Genomic DNA, 21,857 nt, shown 5'->3' on the forward strand with positions numbered 1-21,857 from the left:
CCTCGGCCGCAGGCCACTGAAACAGGAGTTTCCCCATGAGCAAGGCCCTGCGTCTGCCCGAGAAATGGTTCCGCCGAGGCCTGTGGCTGGTGGCGGTGGTGTTCGCGTCCTTCCTCATCGGCCTGGGCGGCCTGGTGGTGGGCGACCTGCCCCAGGTCGAGTCGCCGCGCACGGTGGAGGACTTCATCGCGCCCGAGGCGGCCGAGCCCGTGAAGGCCGAGATCAAGGCCGCCGATGCCGACCACGACAAGGCGGAAACGGCGCTGGAGAACGCACGGCTCAAGTACCAGGCCGCGCAGTCGCGCTACCGCTCGGCGCGCGAGACCTTCGACAACTGGGTGGCCACGCGCCGTGCCACCGCCCGGCCCGAGCAGGACAGCGAACTGCTGTCGCGCACCCAGGCGCTCGATGCCATCAAGCAGGAAGAGAACACCGCCCGCGCCTCCGTGGAGCGGCTGCAGGATACGAGCCTGCGGGCGCGGCAGCGCCTGGACGCGGCCAACCGCCAATGGGACGATCTGCGCGACGGGGCCATGGAATCCTGGCGCACGGAGATGCGCGCCGTCGAGCTGCGTGTCTTTCTCTACCGCCTGGCGCTGACCCTGCCGCTGCTGCTGGCGGCCGGCTGGCTGTTCGCCAAACAGCGCAAGAGCACCTGGTGGCCCTTCGTCTGGGGATTCATCTTCTTTGCGCTGTTCGCTTTCTTCGTTGAACTTGTGCCGTACCTGCCCGACTACGGCGGCTACGTGCGCTATGTGGTCGGTATCGTGGTGACGGTGCTGCTGGGGCGCGCGGCCATCCTGGGCCTGAACCGCTATCTTGAAAGGCAAAAGCAGCAGGAATCGCTGCCGGAGACGCAGCGGCGCCAGGAACTGGGCTACGACGTGGCCCTGGCCCGCCTGGCCAAGGGCGTGTGCCCGGGCTGCGAGCGCCCCGTGGATCTGAAGGACGGCGCCATCGACTTCTGTCCCCACTGCGGCATCGGCCTGTTCGACCGCTGCGGCAGCTGCAACACCCGCAAGAGCGCCTTTGTACGCTTTTGCCACAGCTGCGGCGCCCAGGCCGATGGCCACAGCAGAAAGGCGGGCGCGGTGCTGCCCCGGGCGCAGGAGCCCGGGCCGGCGCCAGGCTGAGCCGGCCTGGCCGTCAGGGGCTCCAAGCCCCTTGAAGCTGCACGGGGTTGTGGTACACCATGGCTTGCGCGCTCGGCCGGGGCGCAGATGTCTTCAGCGAGGATGCCATGTCACGCCAGCTGCCGTATCCCCCACAACACACGCCAGCGCAACCCGCCCACCCACCGGCCGGCGGGTCCGCCCATGTCCTTCCCCTTGCGGCCTGGGCCGTGGGGGCGGCCCTTCTGGCAGGTCATGTGCTGGCGGGCCCTTCTTCATGGAAAGCATGGGCGGCCTACGCCGCGCTGTCGGCATTGGCCGGCATGGCCTGGATCTGGCGCTGCCATGCAGCCGGCTTGCCGCTGACCCGGACGCTGCGCGGCCATGGCTGGATACAGGCCACGATGGCCTTGCTGCTGGCGGCATGGCAGCCGACCCTGGCCTGGGCTTGTGCCCTGCTGTGGCTGGCGGCCGTCGCCTGGCTGCCCTGGGATGGCGAGCGCGAGCAGGCGCTGCATCTGCCCACGGGCCAGGTGGTGGTGCTGTGCGCCATGCTGGCCATGCTCTGCGCCGTGGTGGTGGCCAGGCCCATGCCGCAGATGGCGCCGGGCCCGGTCGCCGTGCGCATCCTGTGGCTGGCCAGCGTGCTGCTGCCGCTGGCCGTGCATGCGCTGGCGCTGTGGCAGGCGCTGAGCCGCATGCAGCGCCAGTACACCGAGGAGCTGGCGCAGCTGTCGAGCTATTGCGGCCAACTGGCCGACGATGTGCAGCAGTTGCAAAAACGCGTGGGCTCGCTGCAATTGCCCACGGGGCGCGACACACTCACCGGCGTGGCCAATTACGCGCGTTTGATGGATGTGGTCGATGGCCTGCGCGAACGCCATGCCCGCAAGCCCGAGCCGTTTTGCGTGGTGCTGCTGGAGCTGGACCCGTGGGTGGAGCGCGTGGGTGTTCACCAGGCCTACAAGGGCCCCTCGCTGCAGGACCGCGTGCTGCTCATGCTCAGCGGCCTGCTGGTCACGCATCTGCGCACCGTGGACGGCATAGGCCGCTACCGCGACGACACCTTCATGCTGGTGATGCCCGATACCGCCTCGGTCCAGGCCGTCTGGGCCCTGCAGCGCGTGCGCGAGGGTGTGCGCCAGCAGCGCTGGAGCGAAACGCCCATCCCCGATCCCGACAAGGACCCGCTGACCCTGACCCTGGCCGTGGCGGAGTTCCAGGCGGGCGAGACCTCGGAGCGGCTGGTGCAGCGGGCCGAGGCAGCCCTGTTGCATGGCCGCGCCTGCGGGCGCAACCAGATCGTGGTGGCCGAGGATGTGCGGCCGCCGCGCGCGTCCTAGACGCACAGCCTGCGATAGGGCCTGTTCATCCCCTGCGGGGGAGCGCGCTCCTCGGGATTTCCCGGATGCGGTCACAATGGGCGCCCATCGGGGCCGCCGGCCCGCCGCGCTTCATTGCATGCCCGTGCTTTCCTCCATTTCCCGGAATCTTCCCGACCGCCTCCTTTGGGGGCCGAAGCCGGCGTCACCGCTGGTGGACGAGGCGCTGCACCTGGAGCGCTGGAAACGCCGCACCTGGCAGCTGCACATCTCCGTGCTGCTCAGCCATCTCTATGCGCTGCTGCTGTTCCTGGGCCATGCATGGGCCGGCTACGCGCCCTGGCCCGTGGTGCTGGGCTATGGACTGTGGGTGGCGGCCGGCATGGGCTTCATCACCTGGGCCTATGCCAGCGACTGGTGCCACAAGCTGCGCGATCCGGGCATGTTCCTCACGCACCAGCTGGTGTCCATCATCGGCGTGCTGGGCATGGTCATGGCGGCACCCGCGCTGGCGTTCCAGTCGATGGTGATGCTGATCGCCTTCAGCGCCGACGGTTTTCTCGCACGCAGCCGCACCAGCTTCTGGCTGACGTGGATAGGCACCCTCGTTGCCGTGGCCGCCATCATCTGCTGGCGGGGTCCGCTGATGCGCATGACCACGGACACGGCTGCGGGCCAGCTGCTGGCCTTCGGCGTGGTGCTGGGGGCCGTGGTGCGCTGCAGCGTGCAGGCGACCTTCTTTCGCAGCATGCAGTACCGGCTGGGCATCGCCAATGACAAGCTGGCCGCTGCGCTGGCGCAGATCGAGGCCTTGCTGCGCCATGACGACCTGACCGGCGTCAGCAATCGGCGCGGCGTGATGGAGCGGCTGCACGAAGTGCGCACCGCAGCCCAGGAGCGTGGCGAGGTGCTGTGCGTCGCGTTGCTGGACATAGATCACTTCAAGCGCATCAACGACAGCTTTGGCCATGAAGGCGGCGATCGCGTGTTGCGCGCTTTCGGCGCGCTGCTGAAGTCGCAGCTGCGCAGTACAGATGGCGTGGGCCGCTATGGCGGCGAGGAATTCCTGCTGGTGCTGCCGGACACCGACCTTGCCCAGGCCGGCGAACTGCTGGAGCGCCTGCGCCTGCGCATTGCCGAAGCCCCGTGGACGCACACCCTGGGCGATGGCGCCCGCGTCACCTGCACGCTGGGCGCGGCGCAGTACCGCACGGGCGAATCGGTGGAGGCCACCATCGCGCGCGCCGATGCGGCGCTGTACCGAGGCAAGGCCCAGGGCCGCAACTGCACGGTGCTGGAGCCGCAACAGGCCCCGCAGGCCTTGAGCGGCGCACCGGCTCCCCGGACTGATGCCGGAATGCCTGACCGCTTGTGAGTGCAGCTCACGACGAGTGACAGAAAACATCGTTATTCATGCGCACCGATCGTCCATAGCATCGGCATCCATGCTCGGAATGGACAAGGGTGCAAATATGAACCAATGGTTCGCTGAAATCGCCGGCAACGGGCCCGAGGGCGCTGGCATCGTGGTGTCTGCGCAAGGCTGGGATAGGCATCTGCAGTCCGGCCCCCGCCAGTTGCAGGCCGGCCCGCTCCGCGCCGAACTGGCCGACGGCGGCCTGCGCAATGTCCGCTATGGCGGCGTCGACATCCTGCGCTCCATGGCCTTTGTGGCGCGCGACGGACAGGGTGACCGCTGTGTGCATGGCGCGGGCGAACTGAGCCTGCGCGAGCGGGCCGGCCGCTTCGAGGCCTTCTACGAAACGGTGGTGGACTGCGAGGAGCTGAGCCTGGCCTGGCGCGTGCGCATCGTGGGTTCGGCGCGCGGACTGAGCTTCACGTGCTGGGCGCGTGCCCAGGGGGATGTCGACGGCGGCCTGCAGCGGGGCCTGCGCGCCGGGCGGGCGGGCCTGGAGCTGGTGTATCCGCTCAAGGTCCTGGCTGGCCGGCCCGTGCATGTCCAGCATGTCGATGGCAGCGCCGAAACCACCGTGCTGCCCGAGCCCGATGCGCTGCAGCGCCTGTCGCAGCTGTCTGGCATCGCCCATGAGCCCGCACCGGGCCTGCAGGTGGATTGCCGCCTGGAAGGCGCCGAGTTCGAGATGCTGGGCCAGCGCTGTGGCGGCAAGGCTTTTTTCCGGCTGCAGCCGCGCGCGTTGTCTCCTTCGCCCTCCTACCCGTTGACCCGGGGCCGGACCCTGGTGCAGATGGCCGGCCTCTCGTTTGTCTCGCCCGGCGCCCTGCAGTAGCACCGCAAGCAGCGCCTGGCCGGGCCTGGCCGGGTCAGCCTGTGCCTTGCAGGCGGGCGGCCTGCACGGTGGCCTCCAGCAGCTTTCTCTCCCTTTGCAGGTGGGCGGTGAACTGGGCTTGCTCCATGACCATGGGCTTGAAGCCGGCCTCGGCCAGCTTGCGCACCAGGTCCGGCTCGGCCAGCACGGCGGCGGTCTCCCGGGCCAGGCGCTCTGCAATGCGGGCATCGGTGCGGGCTGGCAGCAGCAGGCCTTGCCAGGCTTCGACATCGAACGCCTGCCAGACCGCCGTGTCCGACAGGCTGGGTGTCTGCGGCAAGGTGGCGGCCCGCTGGCGCGATGTCACCCCCAGGCCGCGCAGCTTGCCCTCGCGCACGAAGGATTGGACCAGGGCCACGGGCAGCACGGCCAGGTCGATCTGCCCGCCTGCCAGCTCGGTCAGCGCCTGCGGGCCGGATTTGTAGGGCACATGCGTCCATGACAGGCCGGCCTGCTGCTGGAGCATTTCGGCCGTCAGGTGCAGGCTGGTGCCCACGCCGTCGGTGCCCACGGTCAGCCGGCCCGGTTGCTGGCGTGACAGCTGCACCAGCTCGGCCGCCGTGGCGGCCGGCAGGTCGGGGCGGCCTGCCAGCACGAAGGCCGAAGAGGCCACGGGCGCCACGGGCAGCAGCTCCCTGAGGCCGTCATAGCGAAAGCGTTCTGGCGAGACCAGCGGCGCGATCAGCACGCAGCTGGCCACGCCAAACAGCACGGTGTGCCCGTCGGGCCGGGCCTTGGTGACACGCTGGGTGGCGATGGTGCCCGAGGCGCGCACCGTGTTCTCTATGACCACGGGCTGGTGCAGCCGCTCGGCCAGCCTCGGCATGACCAGGCGTGCGGCCACGTCCACGCTGCCGCCTGGCGAAAAGGGCACCACCACGGTCAGCGGCTGGCTGGGCCAGGCGTCGGCCCCAGCCGTGGAGGCGCGGGCTGCCGGCGAAAGCCAGGGCGCGCCCAGCATCCAGGCCGCCAGTTGCCTGCGGTTGAGGCTCATGCCAGCCTCCCGGCAGCGCCCAGCCAGGGCAGCTGGTCCGCGTGGTAGCGCCAGGTCTGGAACACGCTGTTGAGTCTGCCGGGGCCGGTGCGGCGCGCTGCGGCATCGGGATACTCGGCGAACCAGGGCAGGATGTATTCCCAGACCACTTCCCCCGCAGGCGTGACCTCGAAGAGCCGGCCCGTGGCCGATTCGGTGATGTGGGTGTTGCCGTTCCACAGGCGCTGGGCATTGCCCATGAAGGCGGTGTAGAAGGCGTTGACCATCTCGTCCTGGTAGCTCCAGACCACGCGGTGGTCGACCGGATCGATCTCCACCACGCGCGAGAAGGCCACGTGGGCGCCTTTGCGGAAGTTGCCGTTGTCGAAGGCCAGGATGTGGCCGTTGGCCAGCGCCACGGGCGCATGCTGGTGCGAGACCACGGAAGGCGGAATGTGCAGCGTCACCGCGCCGCTGGCCTTGTCCACGGCGATGATGCCGGAGGTGGTGCGCAGGCTCATGAGCACGCTGCCGTCGGCCCTCACGCCCAGGCCATTGACCAGCGGCCAGTGGTATCGGCCAAAGCCCGGGTGGATGGGGAAATCCTCGGGCTCCAGGTGCTCCCAGGCCTTCCACTCCCAGACCAGGCGGCCGCTGCGGTCCACCTCGCGGATCACGTCGCCGTACATCACCTCGCCGGTTCCGTGCGCGGTGCCGCCGGGCACGCGTTCGGCAAAGCCCGCAGGCACGGGCGCGCAGGCGGCATAGAGCAGGTGGCCGTTGGGCAGCCATTGCGCGTCATGGTGGTGGTCCGGGTCCTCGTGGCGCCAGACGATCTCGCCCTGCGGCGTGACCTCGTAGAAATCGCCGCCGTGCCACATGGACCACGGCGCATAGCGGTCGGGCGAGCGGGGATGGTTGCCGTTGTAGCCCAGGTTGCCGTTGGGCAGGATCACGGCATGGCGGCCCGCGCGCACGGGCAGCTTCCATTCATGGGCCACGCGGCCTTCGATGTCCACCAGGTAGACATGGCCGTCGGCCGTCTGCGGCGCGATCAGGGTGTAGCCGCCGGCCGAGAGGGCGGGGTCGTGGGCGATGAGTCCGACGCCGCGGCGGCGCTGGGTGACTTGGTCTACGGTGCTTGCCATGGGCTGCTTTCAAAGGAGGGCGGGGAATGAGCGCCACTGTAGGCAGTCGCAAGCGTCAGGAATAGCTGTTTGTTTTGGATGAGGTGTCAGATAAAAATTTACACTCCGCGCCATGCCCGCAATCTCCCAGGCCTTTCGCTGTTTTGACGAGGTGGCGCGCCGTGGCTCGGTGCGCAAGGCCGCCGTCACGCTGCACCTGACGGCGGCCGCCGTGAACCAGCAAATCCTCAATCTGGAGGCCCAGGTCGGCGTGCCGCTGTTCGACCGCCTGCCGCGCGGCATGCAGCTGACAACGGCCGGGGAGCTGATGCTGGCGGCCGTGCGGCGCAGCCAGCGTGACTTCGACAACGCGCTGGCCCAGGTGGAGGACCTGCGCGCCCTGCGCCGGGGCCATGTGCGCGTGGGTGTGTCGCATGCCACGGCCGAGTACCTGCTGCCGCTGGTGATCGCCAGCCTGCACGGGCGCTATCCGGGCATCACCTTCAGCGTGCGTTCGGGCACGGGCGAGGAACTGCTGCGCGGCGTGGCGCAGGGCGAGATCGATGTGGCCTATTGCCTGCGCCGCCCGCCGCCGCCCGGCGTGCAGGAGGTGCGGGCCTGGCCCCAGCCGCTGGGCGCGGTGATGGCTCCCGGCCATCCGCTGGCCACCGAGCCGCGCCTGCTGCGCCTGCGCGATTGCGTGGCCTATCCGCTGATCCTGATGGCGCCGGGCATGGAGCTGCGCAGCATGCTGGAGCAGATGGACAGCGCAGCCCTGCACCAGCAGCGGCCGCTGGTGGAGACCAGCTCCGTGCCCATGGTGCGGCGCCTGGTGGCCGGCAGCACGGCCCTGGGATTCCTGGTGCCCGACAACGTGGCCGAGGATGTGGCGGCCGGCCGCCTGCTCTGGCGGCCCCTGCACGATGCAGGAGCACAGCTGCCAAGCTGTCTGTACCAGCGCATCGGCTACACCAGGGCGGCCGCCATGCGCCTGTTTCTGGACGAGCTGGAGCGCGTGGCCGACGAGATGCGCGCCGGCTTCGAGACCGGCGTGTCCTGGTCGCTCAAGGATATGGCGACCTGAGCGACCCTGGCCACCTGAGTGACCTGAACGATCGGCTGCGGGGCGTCAGACGCCCCGGGCGCGCTCGGCCTTGAAGCGTGCGCGCATTTCAGTGAAGTTGCCCGCCTCCAGCGCATTGCGCACTTCCTGCATCAGGTTCAGGTAGTAGTGCAGGTTGTGGATGGTGGTGAGCATGGGGCCCAGCATCTCGCCGCAGCGGTCCAGATGGTGCAGGTAGGCGCGCGAGAAGCCGTCGCGTCCGCCTTGCTCCCAGCTCACGCCGCTGGCGCCGGCGCAGGCGTGGCAGGTGCAGCTGGGGTCCAGCGGCTGGTGGTCGGTCTTGTGGCGTGCATTGCGGATCTTCAGGTCGCCATAGCGAGTGAAGATGGTGCCGTTGCGCGCATTGCGCGTGGGCATGACGCAGTCGAACATGTCCACGCCGTCGGCCACGCCCTGCACCAGGTCCTCGGGCGTGCCCACGCCCATCAGGTAGCGCGGCTTGTGGGCCGGCAGGCGGTGGGGCGTGTGGGCCATGATGGCCAGCATCTCGTCCTTGGGCTCGCCCACCGAGACGCCGCCCACGGCGTAGCCGGGGAAGTCCATCTCGACCAGGGCCTGCAGCGATTCCTCGCGCAGGTTCTCGTACATGCCGCCCTGCACGATGCCGAACAGCGCATTGGGGTTGCCCAGGCGCTGGAATTCGTCGCTGGAGCGCTTGGCCCAGCGGCGGCTCATCTCCATGCTCTTGCGTGCCTCGGCCTCGGTGGTCTTGTGGCCGTTGGTCTCGTAGGGCGTGCATTCGTCCAGCTGCATGACGATGTCCGAGTTCAGGATCGTCTGGATCTGCATGCTGACTTCGGGCGACATGAACAGCTTGTCGCCATTGACGGGGCTGGCGAAGTGCACGCCTTCCTCGGTGATCTTGCGCATGGCGCCCAGGCTCCAGACCTGAAAGCCCCCCGAGTCGGTGAGGATGGGCTTGTCCCACTTCTCGAAGCCGTGCAGGCCGCCGAAGCTCTGCATGATGTCCAGCCCCGGGCGCATCCACAGGTGGAAGGTGTTGCCCAGGATGATCTGCGCGCCCATCTCCTGCAGGCTGCGCGGCATCACGCCCTTGACGGTGCCATAGGTGCCCACGGGCATGAAGATGGGTGTCTGCACCACGCCGTGGTTGAGCGTGAGCTGGCCGCGGCGCGCGTGGCTGGAGGGATCGGTCTTGAGCAGGTCGAATTGCAGCATAGCCCTCCATTGTCCCAGATGGCCGCATGCGCGTGTCGGACGCGCCGCGACTGTCCCCGGAGCCCGTCCGGCTTAGCCGGCCCGCGTCTACACTGGGATGGTTGCGATTCGCCAGCTACAAAAAAGGAGGTCTGCATGCTGAAGATCATGATTGCCGTCGACGGGTCCGAGCCCTCGCTGGATGCCGTGCACCACGCCATCTCCCTGGTGCGCCAGGGCCTTCAGGCGCATTTCGTGCTGGCCCATGTGCAGCAGGAGGCCTCGCTGTTCGAGCTGGCCACGCAGGACTCGGACATGATCGCCGCCGCCAGCGTGGACGCCGGTATGCACCTGGTGGCGCCGGCCGTGGCCCTGGTGCGGGCTGCCGGCATTTCCTACGAGGTGGAGATCGGCCTGGGCGAGCCCGCCGCCGCGCTGGCCGACATTGCCGAGAGCACGGGCTGCGAGCAGATCATCATCGGCGCGCTGGGCCAGGGCGGCCTGCGGCGCGTGCTGATCGGCTCGGTCTCGCGCGAGGTGGCGCGCAACAGCCGGCTGCCGGTGACCATCGTCAAGCATGCCGAGCCGCGCGATGAAGATGAGGAGCAGGACCTGAGTCCCGAGTGAGGCCGCGCCGGGCAGGCGCGCGGGCCTTCAGGCAGCCCGCCGCTGCTGGCCCTGATGGCTCTGGTGCCGGCCTGCATGGGCGCCGTAAGCTCCGTAGGCGCCGTGGGCACCATGAGCGTGCGAATGCGCGTGGGGCTGCAGCTTGCCGTGCGGCAGGCTGGCCAGGCGCTGGAACATGCGGCGGCAGTAGCCGCGTATGCCCAGGCATTTGTTGATCTCATCCACCGGCAGGGGCCCGGAGACCACGACGATGCTGTCGGCCTGGTCCCAGTCGCCGGCCGCGCGCAGCCGCCTGCGCGTGCACAGCGCCCAGGCATGGATGCGCGTGGGCGAGCCATGCTCATGGACCTGGCCCGTGACCAGGTCGAAGGCAATGGCCACCAGCTCGGTCCTGAGCCGGCAGCGGCGCTCGCCCGTGATGGCACTGGGCGTCTCGCGCATGTCGTACAGGCAGTAACTGCCGGCCTTGAGCTGGTATTGCAAATCCATGGCGGACCTCCGCGGTTCGTTCTGGGGCGGGTTCCGGGCCTGCCTGCAAAGGCCCGGGGCATCGGCGCATTCTGACGCATGGCCCCGGCCGCTGGCAATGCAGCCAGCGGGGCGGGGCTTCCCCGCGAAGGGCAAGCGGCAAAGCGTGCCCGCGAGGGCCGGCCTTCTAGAAGTCCAGAAGGCTGAAGCCCACGCTGAGCACGGTGCGCTTGTAGTTGTAATCGATCAGGCTGTCACCGTATCCGCTGAAAAGCTGGACATGCAGGCGCAAATTGCTCTTGCCACCGTTCCATCCTTCGCCTAGGGTGCGCAGCCATTCGACGCGGCCGGAGCCGCGGCCCTGGCCCAGCGAGCCGCGCGCAGTGAAGCCCAGATAGTTCTGCGCATTGACGTTCCAGCCCAGTTTCACCTCGCCCCGGCCTATGTAGTCCTGGATGCGCGGGTTGTCGTCGTGCTCGGCGCTTTCGCGGATGCGCTGCCAGGCTTTGGCGTGCAGCTGCCAGCGGTTGTCCAGCTCGAAGCCGGTCATCAGATACCAGCGGTTCCAGCTGCGCGACAGCGGATCGCTCTGGCCGTTGGACTGGTGCACCAAGCCCACGCCGCTGTAGCGCCAGCGCCAGCCGAAGGGCAGCCGGGCATCGGTGGGGTAGACGTAGAAGATCTCGGGCTCGTGGTCCGTGTTGCGGAAGGGCCGCGAGATGGCGGGGCTGAACAGCTGCCAGTACGACTGCTGGGTGTAGCCGACCCACAGCGAGTCCTTGCCCGCCGAGGTGCTGCCGGTCAGCAGGCCCTGGGCGACCTTGGTGCGCACGGACAGCTGCACGCGCATTTCCTCGGTCTTGTAGGGCTGCGACTGCGCAGGGTCCTTGCCGGGCGTGGTGGGCTGCCGGTTGACATGGTCGGCCGTCACCACGGACACGGACATGGGCCGATAGCCGCGGAAGCTGAAGGTACCGCAGTCGCTGCCCGGTTCCAGCTCGTAGTAGCGCGACAGCTCGCTGTAGCGCGGGTCGCGGCAGCCGCCGTTGGTGGGGGTGGTGGGCAGCGCCAGGCCCTGGCCGCTGTCGGCCGTCACCACGGGGGCGGGCGTGGGCAGGGCGCCAGGATCGGCTGCGGCGCTGGCGGCCGGAGCACTCCAGCCGGTGGCCGGCGGCGCGGTCAGCGGTTGCTGCTGCTGTGCCCAGGTGTCGAAGCAGGCCAGGCGAGACTGGTTGTCCGTGGTGGCGGCGCACTGGCGCCAGGCGTCCTCGGACAGGGGGCGGGGCGCGGTCTGCGCCTGGGCGCCGAGCCAGGGCGTGGCGCCCAGGCCCATGGCCAGGGCCCACTGCAGGGGTGTCGGCGTGCGGCTTGGGCGCTTGCGGCGATCCAGGTGTGGAGGATTCGTCATGGCAGGGGTCCGGTGATGGAAGGAGCGAAGAGTAAGGGGTAATGAGTGAAGAGGCAGCAGGGGGCTCGTGTGCAGGCTCGGGGGCCGGTCAGGGCGCGAGCTTGCGCAGCACGAAGGGCCGGGGCGCGGCATCCTCGCCTTCGAGGTAGTTGCCGCGGATCTCGCGGGCGCAGCTGCCTTCGACGACATCGCCCAGCCAGGTGGCGGTGATGCGCTTGCCGTCGGCGCTTTCTTCCAGCGTGATGTGGTCATCGGCCACGTCGCCGACCATGGGCCGGGTGTCTGCGCCGCGCGCGATCGTGCCCTTGACGTTGCCCTTCCACTGGGGGTGCGGTCCCAGCTGCAGGCGCACGGGCTGGGCCTGGCCTTCGACCGTGCCGGTCCATTCGCCCTGCAGCTGGCTGTCCTTCATTTCCTCGCCCTCGGGGCATGAGAGAGGGGACTGTGCGGAGGCTGTGCGGGCGGCCTTGGGTGCGGCCTTGGCCTGGGCGGTGGCCTGGGCAGTGGGCTGCAAGGCGGTGCTGGAGCAGGCGGCGGTCACGGCCACCAGCGCCAGGCTGAGAACGGGGCGGTAAAAACGCATGCGGTGTCTTTCGGGGAATCAGGAGTCGGCGGGCGTGGACTGCTGTGCCTTGAGCGCGAACTCGGCGCGCAGCTGGCGCAGCTTCTCGCGCGGGTCTTCGCGCGAGGTGGCGGCGTCCAGGCCCATTTCCTTGATGAAGCGGCTGGGCAGGGTGGAGACCATCTCGCGGCCCTTCTTGCGGCGCTTGGTCCAGCTCACGGCCAGCGATCGCCGGGCGCGCGTGATGCCCACGTACATGAGGCGGCGCTCTTCCTGCAGGCGCTGGGCCGTCTCGTCGCTGACCTTTTGCTGGCGGCCATCGTCGTCGTCGAGCTTGAAGGGCAGCATGCCCTCGGTCACGCCGACCAGCATCACATGCGGCCACTCCAGGCCCTTGGAGGCGTGCAGCGTGGACAGGATGACCATGTCCTGCTCCTTCTCGCGCTCGCTGATGGTGGACAGCAGGGCGATGTTGCGCGCCACCTCCAGCAGGCTCTTGACCTCGGTGTGCGTGGTCGTTCCCGCCGCATCCTCGATCTGGCCGCCGGCGCGCTGGGCCATCCAGTCGCAGAACTCCAGCACGTTGCTCCAGCGCGCGGCGGCCACCGATTCGCTGTCCTCGCTGTCATAGAGGTACTGCTCGTAGCCGATCTCCTTGAGCCAGTCGAGCATGAAGCCGCGCGACTGCTCGGCGCCCAGCGTGTGGCGGGCGCGGTATTCGAGGTCGTTGATGTAGCGGCCGAACTCCAGCAGGCTGTCATGCGCCTTCTTGGGCAGGGCCGCTTCCAGCATGTGCGCGAACAGGGCGCCGAACATGCTGAGCTTGTGCTGCGAGGAAAACTCGCCCAGCTTGCCCAGCGTGGTGTGGCCTATGCCGCGCTTGGGCGTGCCGATGGCGCGCAGGAAGGCGGGGTCGTCGTCGTTGTTGATCCACAGCCGGAACCAGGCGCACAGGTCCTTGATCTCGGCGCGGTCGAAGAAGCTGGTGCCGCCCGAGACCTTGTAGGGAATGTTGGCCTTGCGCAAGGCCTTCTCGAAGGGCTTGGCCTGGTGGTTGGCGCGGTAGAGGATGGCGAAATCCTTCCAGTCCGGCGGCGGGTTGCTGGCCGCGCGCAGGCTCTGGATGCGGGCCACGGCGCGCTCGGCCTCGTGCTCCTCGGTGTCGCAGTCCACGATGCGCACGGGCTCGCCTTCGCCCAGCTCCGAGAACAGCGTCTTCGGATAGAGCTTGGGGTTGGGCTGGATCACGTTGTTGGCCGCACGCAGGATGGCCGAGGTGGAGCGGTAGTTCTGCTCCAGCTTGATCACCTTGAGCTGCGGGAACTCCACCGGCAGCTTCTTGAGGTTGTCCAGCGTGGCGCCGCGCCAGCCGTAGATGCTCTGGTCGTCGTCGCCCACGGCCGTGAAGTGGGCCCGGCTGCCCACCAGCAGCTTGAGCAGCTCGTACTGCGTGGCGTTGGTGTCCTGGTATTCGTCCACCAGCACATGGCCCAGCAGGCGCTGCCATTTCTCGCGCACCTCGGCGTGGTTCTTGAGCAGGCGCATGGGCATGCCGATCAGGTCGTCGAAGTCCACGCTCTGGTAGGCGGTCAGGCGCTCTTCGTAGCGCTGCATGATCAGCGCCGTGCTGCGTTCGTTGTCGTCCTGGGCCATGGCCAGGGCCTTGCGGCTGTCCCAGCCGGCGTTCTTCCAGTTGCTGATGGTCCATTGCCACTGGCGCGCCGTGGCCAGGTCGGTGGTGCCGCCCGAGCAGTCCTTGAGGATGCCCGTCACGTCGTCGGCATCCAGGATGCTGAACTGGGGCTTGAGGCCCAGCACATGGCCGTCCTCGCGCACCATGCGCACGCCCAGGGCGTGGAAGGTGCAGACCAGCACATCCTTGGCCTGTCGGCCGATGAGGCCGGCCGCGCGCTCGCGCATTTCGGCCGCTGCCTTGTTGGTGAAGGTGATGGCTGCGATGCGCCGTGGCGCCATGCCCGTCTCGATCAGGCGTCCGATCTTGTGCGTGATCACGCGTGTCTTGCCCGAGCCCGCGCCGGCCAGGACCAGGCAGGGGCCTTCGGTGTAGTGGACGGCCTGGAGCTGGGCCAGATTGAGTCCTGCGGACATGGGTGCGTTGCGCGGGGAAAGGCGTGGAAGTGAGGGAAGCGGGAGCATACCGCTTCGGGGGTCGGGGCCGTCCGGGCAGGTGTAAGCACCCTTGGAATTCGGCGACAAATCTCGCGACCCGCGGGGAGCTGTCTGTGGCTGTACAGCCACCGATAGAAAAGTTCACATTGATGGGTGTGATCGTTGAGCGAAAACTATCGAAAATATCAGCGCTCGCCTATATTTGCTCCAGGCGACCTCGATCTGTTCATTTCCCGCTGCTATCCGGGGAGGCGTTGAAGTTGGCTCGCACTACCGATGAGATTGGCCTGGCTGCCGAGCTGTGGTCGCCGCTGCTCAAGCAGCGTTTTGAGACATTGTTTGCCGTGGCGTCCCGCAAGTCGCTGCGCGGCTGGCGGCAGGTGCCCCTGGTCAGCGCCCAGGTGCTGGTGGTGGACGGCAGCCTGCCCGTGCCCGAGGCGGCCGGATGGCTGCCTTGCGTGGTCTATGTGGGCGGTGTGCCCCAGGGGCAGCACCTGGAACGCACGCCCCAGCGCCTGGCCACCTATCTGGATCTGGATTTCACGCTCTCCGACCTGATCGACATGCTGGACCGGGCCGCCGTCTTTCTCATGGACTGGACGGTGCGCCAGCAGGTGGCGTCCTCGCAGACCCTGGTGCGCGCCCTGGATGACCTTCGGCAGCAGGCTGAGGGCTGCCGCTATCAATTCCGGCTCAAGGCATGGGTGGCGCTGCCCGCGCCCTGGAACAGTGCCGAATCCCTGCGGGCCCTGGCCATGCTGTGCCGTGGCCCGATGGATGTGGCCACACTGTGCGAGCACAGCGGCATGGAGCCTGCCGCCGTGGCCGAACTGCTGCGCCACCCCCGGCTGCGCGGCACGCTCGATTGCAGCCTGAGGCCGGCCCGTGCGGACGATCCAACGCCGCTGGGCGGCCACCGCGCGCAGGCGCACGGGGCTGCCACTGTCGTGGCGCCAGGCCTGTCGCGCCAGTGGGTGCAGCGGCTGACCGGCTGGATACGCCGCGGAGGGCAGGCATGAGCATGTGGATGAGCGACCAGCCCGGTGCGGGACTGGTGCGGGTGAGCCTGATCGGCCCCATGGGCATCGGCAAGACCACGGCGCTGCGCAGCCTGTGCGGAGCGCTGATGGCCGCAACGGATGTGCCCAATCTCGACCGGGCCGCCCATTCCAAGGAGTTCACCACCGTGGGCGCGGAGTTCGGCGAGATCGACCTGGGCGAGGGAATGCGGCTGCAGCTGGTGGGCAGCCCGGGCCAGGACCGCTTCGACTTCGTGCGCCGCTGGGTGCTCAATGCTTCGGTGGGCGTGCTGCTGATGGTGGATGTGGGCGATGCCTCGGCGCCGGACTATGCCGCGCAGCTCCTGTCCGAGATCGCCACCCTGGAGGTCGAACCCCAGGTGCTGCTGCTCAGTTGCCGTGACGCCAGCGAACAACAGCAGGAGGCGTTCAGCACCGCCTTGGCCGATCGAGGTCGCGGTATAGTGCCCGTCATCCAGGCGGACCCCCGTGACCGGCAGCAGTTGCTGGATGCGCTGGGGGTGCTCGTTTCCTTGCTTTCCTTGCAAAGTCAGGCATGAAGACACCAACGCATCCCCAGATTTCCTCCACCGTGATCGAAGCTGGCCAAGTTGCACTCAATCGCGTGGTGGCGCCTCTCGAGGGCGTGCATATCGCCTTGCTGTGCACGCCCGATGGTTTCGAGATCACGGCCCTGCGGGTCAAGAGCGAGCTGCCGACGGAGCGCCTGTCTGCCATGGCGGGCTCGCTGATGGCCATGGCAAAGGCCGTGGCCGCCGAGATAGGCCACAAGTCCTGCCACCGCCTGACCTTCGAGACCGAACTGGGTACCGTCCTTTTCCAGGCCGTGGGCGGCAGCCACCCGGCCATCCTGTGCATGGTGGTCGATCAAAGCGCCCTGCTGGGACGTGCGCTGTGGGCCGCGGGCGAAGTGGCCGGCGATCTGTCCCGTCTCTGACCCCCGTATCCGATTCAAGAGTTTTCTCCCCCGAGGAGCGGGCGCGATGAGTCCATCGCATCGCCTGCCCTTGCTATTTGAAAGAGGTGGCATATGGCTTCGATACATGATTCTCTGAACGGCCTGCTGGGCATCGATGGCGCCCTGTGCGCAGCCCTGGTGGACAGCACCAGCGGCATGCTGATGGGCAGCGCGGGCTCCGGCCTCGACATGGAGCTGGCCGCCGCCGGCAACACGGAGGTGGTGCGCGCCAAGCTCAAGACCATGCGCATGCTCAAGCTGGACGATGCCATCGACGACATCCTGATCACCCTGACCCACCAGTACCACGTCATCCGGCCCGTGGCCGCCCATGAAGGCGTGTTCTTCTACCTGGTGCTGGACAAGAGCCGCTCCAACCTGGCGCTGGCCCGCCGCAAGGTGCAGGAGATCGAAAAGGACCTGGCACTCTGAGAGCGCCCGCGCTCTTGCCGCCAGACCTGCCGGAGACGGATTCCGGCAGGTTTTTTTCGCCCGCCGTCACCGGTGCGCCACGGGCGCGCAGCGTACGCGCCGGCTTGCTGCCAGAATCGCCGCGTGCTGTCCGTCCTGCTGATCACCTTCCCCTTCTTCGCTCTCGTGGCCTGCGGCTTCGCAGCCACCTGGCGTGGCGTGCTGCCGCAGGCGGCGATACCGGGGCTCAACGCCTTCGTGCTGTATTTCGCGCTGCCCTGCATGCTGTTTCGCTTTGGCGCGCAGACGCCGATCGCGCAACTGCTGGATGTGGGCGTCTCCGTGGTCTACCTGCTGTGCGCGCTGCTGATGGTGGGCGCCACCGTGGCGCTCACGCTGCGGCGCGTGGGCTGGAACGATGCGGCCTTCGGCGCGCTGGTGGCCGCCTTCCCCAATACCGGCTTCATGGGCGTGCCCATGCTGGTGGCGCTGCTGGGTGAGCGTGCGGCGGGCCCGGTCATCGTCACCATGGCCATCGACATGGTGGTGACCACCTCGCTGTGCATTGCGCTGTCGCGCCTCGGAATGCCGGGCGGGCACGGTGTGACGGTGGCATTGCGCCGCGCGCTGGCGGGCATGGCCTCCAACCCCATGCCCTGGTCCATCGTGCTGGGCGCAGTGGCGTCGGCGGCAGGCTGGACGCTGCCCGGCCCCATCGACCGCACCGTGGCCATGCTGGCGGGCGCGGCCTCGCCCGTGGCGCTGTTCACCATAGGCGCCGTGCTGGCGCGCTCGCAGATGAACAGCCATGAGCGCGTGGCCGCGCGCGACTACGTGCCCATCGCGCTGGCCAAGCTGCTGCTCCATCCGCTGCTGGTCTGGGCCGTGGCCCGCGCGGCCATGGCGCTGGGCCTGCCGCTGGGTGAGGAGGCCTTCGTGGCCCTGGTGCTGCTGGCCGCACTGCCCAGCGCCAGCAATGTCTCGCTGCTGACCGAGCGCTTCGGTGCGCATGGCGGGCGGGTGGCCCGCATCATCCTGGTGTCCACGGTGCTGGCCTTCCTGAGTTTCTCGGGTGCCGTGGCGTTGATGGCCTGAGCAGGTCCGAGCGGCAGGACTGGGCAGGCCCGGTCAGTCCAGGCCTGTCGGCAGGCTGGCGCTCTCTACAATCGCGCCCATGTTTTTTCACCACCTCGACGGGATTGCATGAAACCCTCCCCCTCTGCCCTGGCCGGCGCTCCCACGGGCGCGGGCCTGCTCTGGATGGTGACGCTGGCCTGCCTGCTCTGGGCCCTGGTGTCCTGGCTGGCCAATGGCAACCTGGACGGCTACCACGACATGCTGGAGAACTATGCCTGGTCCCAGCCGCTGCAGCTGGGCACGCACAAGCACCCGCCGTTCTTCGCCTGGGTGGTCGGCCTGTGGTTCATGGTGTTTCCGCAGAACGACGCCTTCTACCGCCTGCTGTCCTATGCCAATGTGGGCGTGGGCCTGTGGGGTGTCTATGTGCTGGGCCGGCGCCTGGGGCTGGCGCGCCTGGCGCCGCTGGGGGCGCTGCTGCTGCTGTGGTGCTTCCCGTATACGACGCTGGCCGGCAAGTTCAACGCCAACAGCCAGCTGCTGTCCCTGTGGCCCTGGGCGGCGGCCCTGCTGCTGGCCAGCTGGCAGGAAAAGGGTGTGCGGGGCCTGGCCTTCAGCGTGGCCCTGGGCGTGGTCTCGGCCGCCTGCATGCTCAGCAAGTACTACAGCGGCGTGTTCCTGGCCGGTTTTCTGCTGCCCATCCTCCTGGTTCGCGAAGGTCGCCAGTGGCTGCTCACTCCCAGTCCCTATGTGGCGCTGGCAGCCTTTGGCCTGGCGCTGGCGCCGCATGTGGCCTGGATTGCCCACCACCAGTGGGTGACGCTGGGCTATGCCATGGACCAGGGCGGCGGGCAGGTGGTGTGGAGCTATGTGCTGCGCTTTGCGCTGGCGCCCATCTTCTACTGGCTGCCGGCCTGGCTGGCCGTGTGCCTGGTGTATGGCTTCATGCAGGCCCGCCAGCAAGGCGGTGGCTGGCTGCGCTGGAGCGCGCGCTTTCTGCGCCGCAGCTGGGCCTGGCAGGGGCGGGGCGACACCTTGTTCTGGCTGGCCCTCATGCCCTGGCTGACGACGCTGGGCTTTGGCGCCACCGGCGTGGTGGAGCTGTCCACGCCCTGGGCCATTCCCATCGGCTATGCCTTCGTGCTGCTGTGGCTGCGCAACCTGGACGCCGAGGCGCCTGCCGCGACGCAGGCCGCCCTGGCCGCGCTGCGCCGCGCCTGGTGGCCGAGCCTGGCCGTGGTGCTGGTGATTGGCGTGGCCGCGGGTTGGGGCAATGCGCGAAAGAGCAGCTCCGACTACTACCGGCCCGCGGCCGATGCGGCCCAGGCCATCGTGCTGTCCTGGAACCAGCGCCACCCGGAGCAGCCGCTGCAGTGGGTGGGCGGCGACTGGGCGGAAAACGCCATGCTCTCCTTCTATGCACAGCCGCATCTGCGCACCATCCCCGGACTGCCCGACAGCGAATATGCGCGTGTGCTGGCGCTGCCGGACTGGCGCCGCCAGCCCGGCCTGCTGCTGTGCCCGCGCGGCCCCGTGGCCGGCGAGCCCGGGCCGACCGCGAAATCGCGCGATTGCGAGCGGCAGGCGCAGGCCTGGCTGGCGAAGCTGGGCCTGCCGCAGGAGCCGCGTGTGCTCACGCTGCAACGCTCGGGCTGGCGTTTTCCTGTGCCCACACCTTATGCGTATGCGGTTTTTGATGTGTTGCCGCGCGCGGGCAGCCAGCCCGCTGACAATGCTGGCCTATGACCGAATTGCATGCTGACATTGCTCCGGCCGCTCCCAAGGGAATGCTGCCGCGTGCGCCGCTGCGGCTGAGCTGCGTGGTGCCGGCCCACAATGAAGAGGGCAACCTGGAGGCGTTCCTGCGGGCCCTGGACGCGACCGTGCGCACGCTGACGCCCGACTACGAGCTGATCGTCGTCAACGATGGCAGCCGCGACGCCACGCACGAGATCGCGCTGCGCATGGCGCAGGAGCTGCCCGTGCGCTACCTGGCGCTGTCTCGCAACTTCGGCAAGGAGGCGGCCCTGTCGGCCGGCATAGACCATGCGCGCGGCAATGCCGTGGTGCTGATCGATGCCGACTTCCAGCATCCGCTGCAGATGCTGCCCCAGATGTGCGAGCTGTGGCAGTCCGGCTACGACATGGTCTATGGCGTGATCGCCGACCGGGGCGCCGAAAGCGGCGCCAAGCGGGTGGGCACCAACCTGTTCTACCGGCTCATGAATGCCGGCAACCTGGTGAAGATCCCGCCCAATGCCGGCGACTTCCGCTGGCTGGACCGCTGCGTGGCCGACGCGCTCAAGGCCCTGCCCGAGAGCCACCGGTTCATGAAGGGCCTGTACGCCTGGGTGGGCTTCAAGGCGGCGGCACTGCCGTTCGTGCCGGCCGACCGCACGGCCGGGGCGTCCAGCTTCAATTTCCGGCGCCTGGGCTCGCTGGCCCTGCTGGGGCTGACCTCGTTCACCACCTTGCCGCTGCGCGTGTGGAGCATCGTGGGCGGGATGATCTCGCTGGCGGCCCTGCTCTACGGGCTGTGGATCACCATGGAGACGCTGATCTTCGGCAACCCGCTGGACGGCTGGCCTACGCTGGCGGCCAGCATCATGCTGTTCTCGGGCGTGCAGCTGATGTCCATCGGCATCCTGGGCGAGTACATCGGCCGGATCTATGACGAGGTCAAGCGCCGTCCCACCTATCTGCTGGCGCGCGACGAGGACCGCAGCCCGCTGGCGCCGCGGGAGTAGCCATGCACGATGTGATCGCGCAGCTGCGCCGCCTGCCGCAGGCGCTGCAGTTCGTGCTGGTGGGCGGCTGCGCGGCCGCCACGCACCTGGCCGTGGTCGCCCTGCTGGTGCAGCTGGCGGGCATGGCGCCGCTGCATGCGAATGTGCTGGCCTTTCTCGTGGCCTTCGTGGTCAGCTACAACGGCCATGCGCTGTTCACCTTCGTGCAGACCCAGGCGCGTGGCCGGGCCGTGGTGGCCAAATACTTCGCCGTGGCCTGCGTCTCCTTCGTGGCCAATGAGCTGCTGTACTGGGCGGCCCTGCACTGGCTGCACTGGCACTATTTCTGGAGCCTGGCCCTGGTGCTGGTGCTGGTGGCGGTGGGCACCTTCGTCCTGGCCAAGTTCTGGGCCTTTGCGGCCCCCGGACGCAAGGAATCCCCATGAACACCATGCCTGCCATAAACGGGGAGAAGTCCCCGGCCAGAACCGTCGTCCTGTGCGCCGACGACTATGCGCTGCACCCCCTGGTCGACGACGCCGTGGAGCAGCTCACGCTGCAGGGCCGGCTGTCGGCCACCAGCTGCATGACCACCTCGCCGCACTGGAGGCAGGCGGCCAGGCGCCTGCCCGCGCTGCGCCCGCGCCTGTCGCTGGGCCTGCACTTCAACCTGACCGAAGGCCACGGCCTGCAGCCCGCCGCCGGCATCGGTGCCGTGATCGCGCGCGCCTATGCCGGTGCACTCGGCGGCGGCGCCATGCGCGACGCCTGGCGCCGCCAGCTCGACGCCTTCGAGGACGCGCTGGGCATGGCCCCCGACTTCATCGACGGCCACCAGCACGTGCACCAGCTGCCCGGCGTGCGCGCCGCGCTGGTGCAGGAACTGCGCCAGCGCTATGGCGACAACGCCGACGACCTGCCCTGGGTCCGCTCCACCACCCCGGCCGGCCAGCTCTGGCGCGACCCCAAGGCCGCCATCATCGCCCTGCTCGGCGGCTGGACCACCACCCGCCGCCTGCGCCGCCAGGGCGTGCCGCTCAACCACGGCTTCGGCGGCGTCTACGCCTTCGACCAGCCCACGCCCGAAGGCTATGGCCGCCACATGGCCCAATGGCTGGCCCAGCTGCAGCCCGGCAGCCTCATGATGTGCCACCCCGCCACCGCCCCCGTCCAGGGCGACGCCATAGGCGCCCAGCGCGCCGTCGAATACGCCTACCTGCGCTCCGACGCCTTCGCCCAGGCCCTGGAACAAGCGCACTGCCACATCGCCCAAGGCCCCCTCACCCCGCTGTTCACAACGAACTAAGAAGCAGCAATAGAAAAGGCCCGGCCAAAAATGGACCGGGC

22 protein-coding genes are annotated in these 21,857 nt (G+C 68.8%); 15 read left to right on the top strand and 7 right to left on the bottom strand.

All coding sequences use genetic code 11. The features are described 5' to 3' along the window. The first annotated feature begins 35 nt into the window (after positions 1 to 35). The 4 genes from DTS01S_RS26430 to DTS01S_RS26445 all read left to right on the top strand — a co-directional run bounded on the left by DTS01S_RS26430 (position 36) and on the right by DTS01S_RS26445 (position 4,683). Positions 36 to 1,133: a zinc ribbon domain-containing protein gene (locus DTS01S_RS26430; RefSeq protein WP_017406530.1), complete on the top strand. Its 1,098-nt coding sequence runs from the start codon at positions 36 to 38 to the stop codon at positions 1,131 to 1,133. A 107-nt stretch (positions 1,134 to 1,240) separates the two neighbouring features. Beyond that, positions 1,241 to 2,455, top strand: coding sequence for a GGDEF domain-containing protein (locus DTS01S_RS26435; protein WP_016450360.1), 1,215 nt, complete (start codon positions 1,241 to 1,243; stop codon positions 2,453 to 2,455). Positions 2,456 to 2,648: 193 nt separating this feature from the next. Continuing rightward, on the top strand, positions 2,649 to 3,809 hold the full coding sequence (locus DTS01S_RS26440; RefSeq protein WP_017406528.1) for a GGDEF domain-containing protein: 1,161 nt from the start codon (positions 2,649 to 2,651) through the stop codon (positions 3,807 to 3,809). 97 nt (positions 3,810 to 3,906) lie between these two features. After that, positions 3,907 to 4,683, top strand: a complete 777-nt coding sequence (locus tag DTS01S_RS26445) for a hypothetical protein (protein ID WP_017406527.1) — start codon at positions 3,907 to 3,909, stop codon at positions 4,681 to 4,683. Positions 4,684 to 4,717: 34 nt separating this feature from the next. Here the strand turns inward: DTS01S_RS26445 and DTS01S_RS26450 are convergent, their stop codons facing one another. Both DTS01S_RS26450 and DTS01S_RS26455 read right to left on the bottom strand, forming a co-directional pair. Next, positions 4,718 to 5,716, bottom strand: a complete 999-nt coding sequence (locus DTS01S_RS26450; protein WP_061289710.1) for a Bug family tripartite tricarboxylate transporter substrate binding protein — start codon at positions 5,714 to 5,716, stop codon at positions 4,718 to 4,720. Next, on the bottom strand, positions 5,713 to 6,843 hold the full coding sequence (locus DTS01S_RS26455; RefSeq protein ID WP_017406525.1) for an aryl-sulfate sulfotransferase: 1,131 nt from the start codon (positions 6,841 to 6,843) through the stop codon (positions 5,713 to 5,715). Before DTS01S_RS26455 ends, DTS01S_RS26450 begins: the two co-directional genes overlap by 4 nt. Positions 6,844 to 6,955: 112 nt before the next feature. Between DTS01S_RS26455 and DTS01S_RS26460 the strand changes: the two genes are divergently transcribed. Further along, positions 6,956 to 7,906 (top strand): LysR family transcriptional regulator, encoded by a 951-nt coding sequence (locus DTS01S_RS26460; protein ID WP_017406524.1) that lies wholly within the window; start codon positions 6,956 to 6,958, stop codon positions 7,904 to 7,906. Between the two features lie 45 nt (positions 7,907 to 7,951). On the opposite strand, the gene tgt is transcribed toward DTS01S_RS26460, so the two are convergent. Then, complete coding sequence (gene tgt / locus DTS01S_RS26465) at positions 7,952 to 9,124, bottom strand: tRNA guanosine(34) transglycosylase Tgt (RefSeq protein ID WP_016450366.1); 1,173 nt, start codon at positions 9,122 to 9,124, stop codon at positions 7,952 to 7,954. Between the two features lie 135 nt (positions 9,125 to 9,259). On the opposite strand from tgt, the gene DTS01S_RS26470 reads away from it, so the two are divergent. Further along, positions 9,260 to 9,730: a universal stress protein gene (locus tag DTS01S_RS26470; RefSeq protein ID WP_016450367.1), complete on the top strand. Its 471-nt coding sequence runs from the start codon at positions 9,260 to 9,262 to the stop codon at positions 9,728 to 9,730. Between the two features lie 27 nt (positions 9,731 to 9,757). Here DTS01S_RS26470 and DTS01S_RS26475 read toward each other — a convergent pair whose 3' ends face one another. The 4 genes from DTS01S_RS26475 to DTS01S_RS26490 form a co-directional block, all read right to left on the bottom strand. After that, positions 9,758 to 10,219 carry a hypothetical protein gene (locus DTS01S_RS26475; protein WP_026062676.1) on the bottom strand — a complete coding sequence of 154 codons (462 nt, stop codon included), beginning with the start codon at positions 10,217 to 10,219 and terminating at the stop codon, positions 9,758 to 9,760. Between the two features lie 166 nt (positions 10,220 to 10,385). Then, positions 10,386 to 11,606, bottom strand: a complete 1,221-nt coding sequence (locus tag DTS01S_RS26480) for a phospholipase A (protein ID WP_016450369.1) — start codon at positions 11,604 to 11,606, stop codon at positions 10,386 to 10,388. A gap of 88 nt (positions 11,607 to 11,694) precedes the next feature. Beyond that, positions 11,695 to 12,189 (bottom strand): hypothetical protein, encoded by a 495-nt coding sequence (locus tag DTS01S_RS26485; RefSeq protein WP_017406522.1) that lies wholly within the window; start codon positions 12,187 to 12,189, stop codon positions 11,695 to 11,697. Between the two features lie 18 nt (positions 12,190 to 12,207). Further along, the gene (locus DTS01S_RS26490; RefSeq protein ID WP_016450371.1) at positions 12,208 to 14,277 is read right to left on the bottom strand and encodes an ATP-dependent helicase; all 2,070 of its coding nucleotides are present in this window, start codon (positions 14,275 to 14,277) and stop codon (positions 12,208 to 12,210) included. A gap of 281 nt (positions 14,278 to 14,558) precedes the next feature. On the opposite strand from DTS01S_RS26490, the gene DTS01S_RS26495 reads away from it, so the two are divergent. From DTS01S_RS26495 to DTS01S_RS26535, 9 genes are all read left to right on the top strand, one after another. Next, complete coding sequence (locus tag DTS01S_RS26495) at positions 14,559 to 15,317, top strand: hypothetical protein (RefSeq protein ID WP_026062675.1); 759 nt, start codon at positions 14,559 to 14,561, stop codon at positions 15,315 to 15,317. After that, positions 15,314 to 15,877 (top strand): GTP-binding protein, encoded by a 564-nt coding sequence (locus tag DTS01S_RS26500; protein ID WP_016450373.1) that lies wholly within the window; start codon positions 15,314 to 15,316, stop codon positions 15,875 to 15,877. The genes DTS01S_RS26495 and DTS01S_RS26500 overlap by 4 nt, the downstream gene beginning before the upstream one ends. After that, positions 15,874 to 16,275, top strand: coding sequence for a roadblock/LC7 domain-containing protein (locus DTS01S_RS26505; RefSeq protein WP_016450374.1), 402 nt, complete (start codon positions 15,874 to 15,876; stop codon positions 16,273 to 16,275). Before DTS01S_RS26500 ends, DTS01S_RS26505 begins: the two co-directional genes overlap by 4 nt. 93 nt (positions 16,276 to 16,368) lie before the next feature. Further along, a complete protein-coding gene (locus tag DTS01S_RS26510) occupies positions 16,369 to 16,728 on the top strand; it encodes a hypothetical protein (protein WP_016450375.1) in 360 nt (119 codons plus the stop codon). Between the two features lie 123 nt (positions 16,729 to 16,851). Beyond that, a complete protein-coding gene (locus DTS01S_RS26515; RefSeq protein ID WP_017406520.1) occupies positions 16,852 to 17,802 on the top strand; it encodes an AEC family transporter in 951 nt (316 codons plus the stop codon). Positions 17,803 to 17,910: 108 nt separating this feature from the next. Next, positions 17,911 to 19,530 (top strand): glycosyltransferase family 39 protein, encoded by a 1,620-nt coding sequence (locus DTS01S_RS26520; RefSeq protein WP_017406519.1) that lies wholly within the window; start codon positions 17,911 to 17,913, stop codon positions 19,528 to 19,530. Beyond that, positions 19,527 to 20,531: a glycosyltransferase family 2 protein gene (locus tag DTS01S_RS26525; protein WP_016454509.1), complete on the top strand. Its 1,005-nt coding sequence runs from the start codon at positions 19,527 to 19,529 to the stop codon at positions 20,529 to 20,531. Before DTS01S_RS26520 ends, DTS01S_RS26525 begins: the two co-directional genes overlap by 4 nt. A 2-nt stretch (positions 20,532 to 20,533) precedes the next feature. Further along, entirely contained in the window at positions 20,534 to 20,956 is a 423-nt protein-coding gene (locus tag DTS01S_RS26530; RefSeq protein WP_017406517.1) for a GtrA family protein, read from the top strand. After that, positions 20,953 to 21,816, top strand: a complete 864-nt coding sequence (locus DTS01S_RS26535; RefSeq protein WP_017406516.1) for a ChbG/HpnK family deacetylase — start codon at positions 20,953 to 20,955, stop codon at positions 21,814 to 21,816. The genes DTS01S_RS26530 and DTS01S_RS26535 overlap by 4 nt, the downstream gene beginning before the upstream one ends. The last annotated feature ends 41 nt before the right edge of the window (positions 21,817 to 21,857 follow it).

Origin of the sequence: Delftia tsuruhatensis NBRC 16741 (assembly GCF_001571325.1) — a bacterium.
Lineage (GTDB): Bacteria > Pseudomonadota > Gammaproteobacteria > Burkholderiales > Burkholderiaceae_C > Comamonas > Comamonas tsuruhatensis.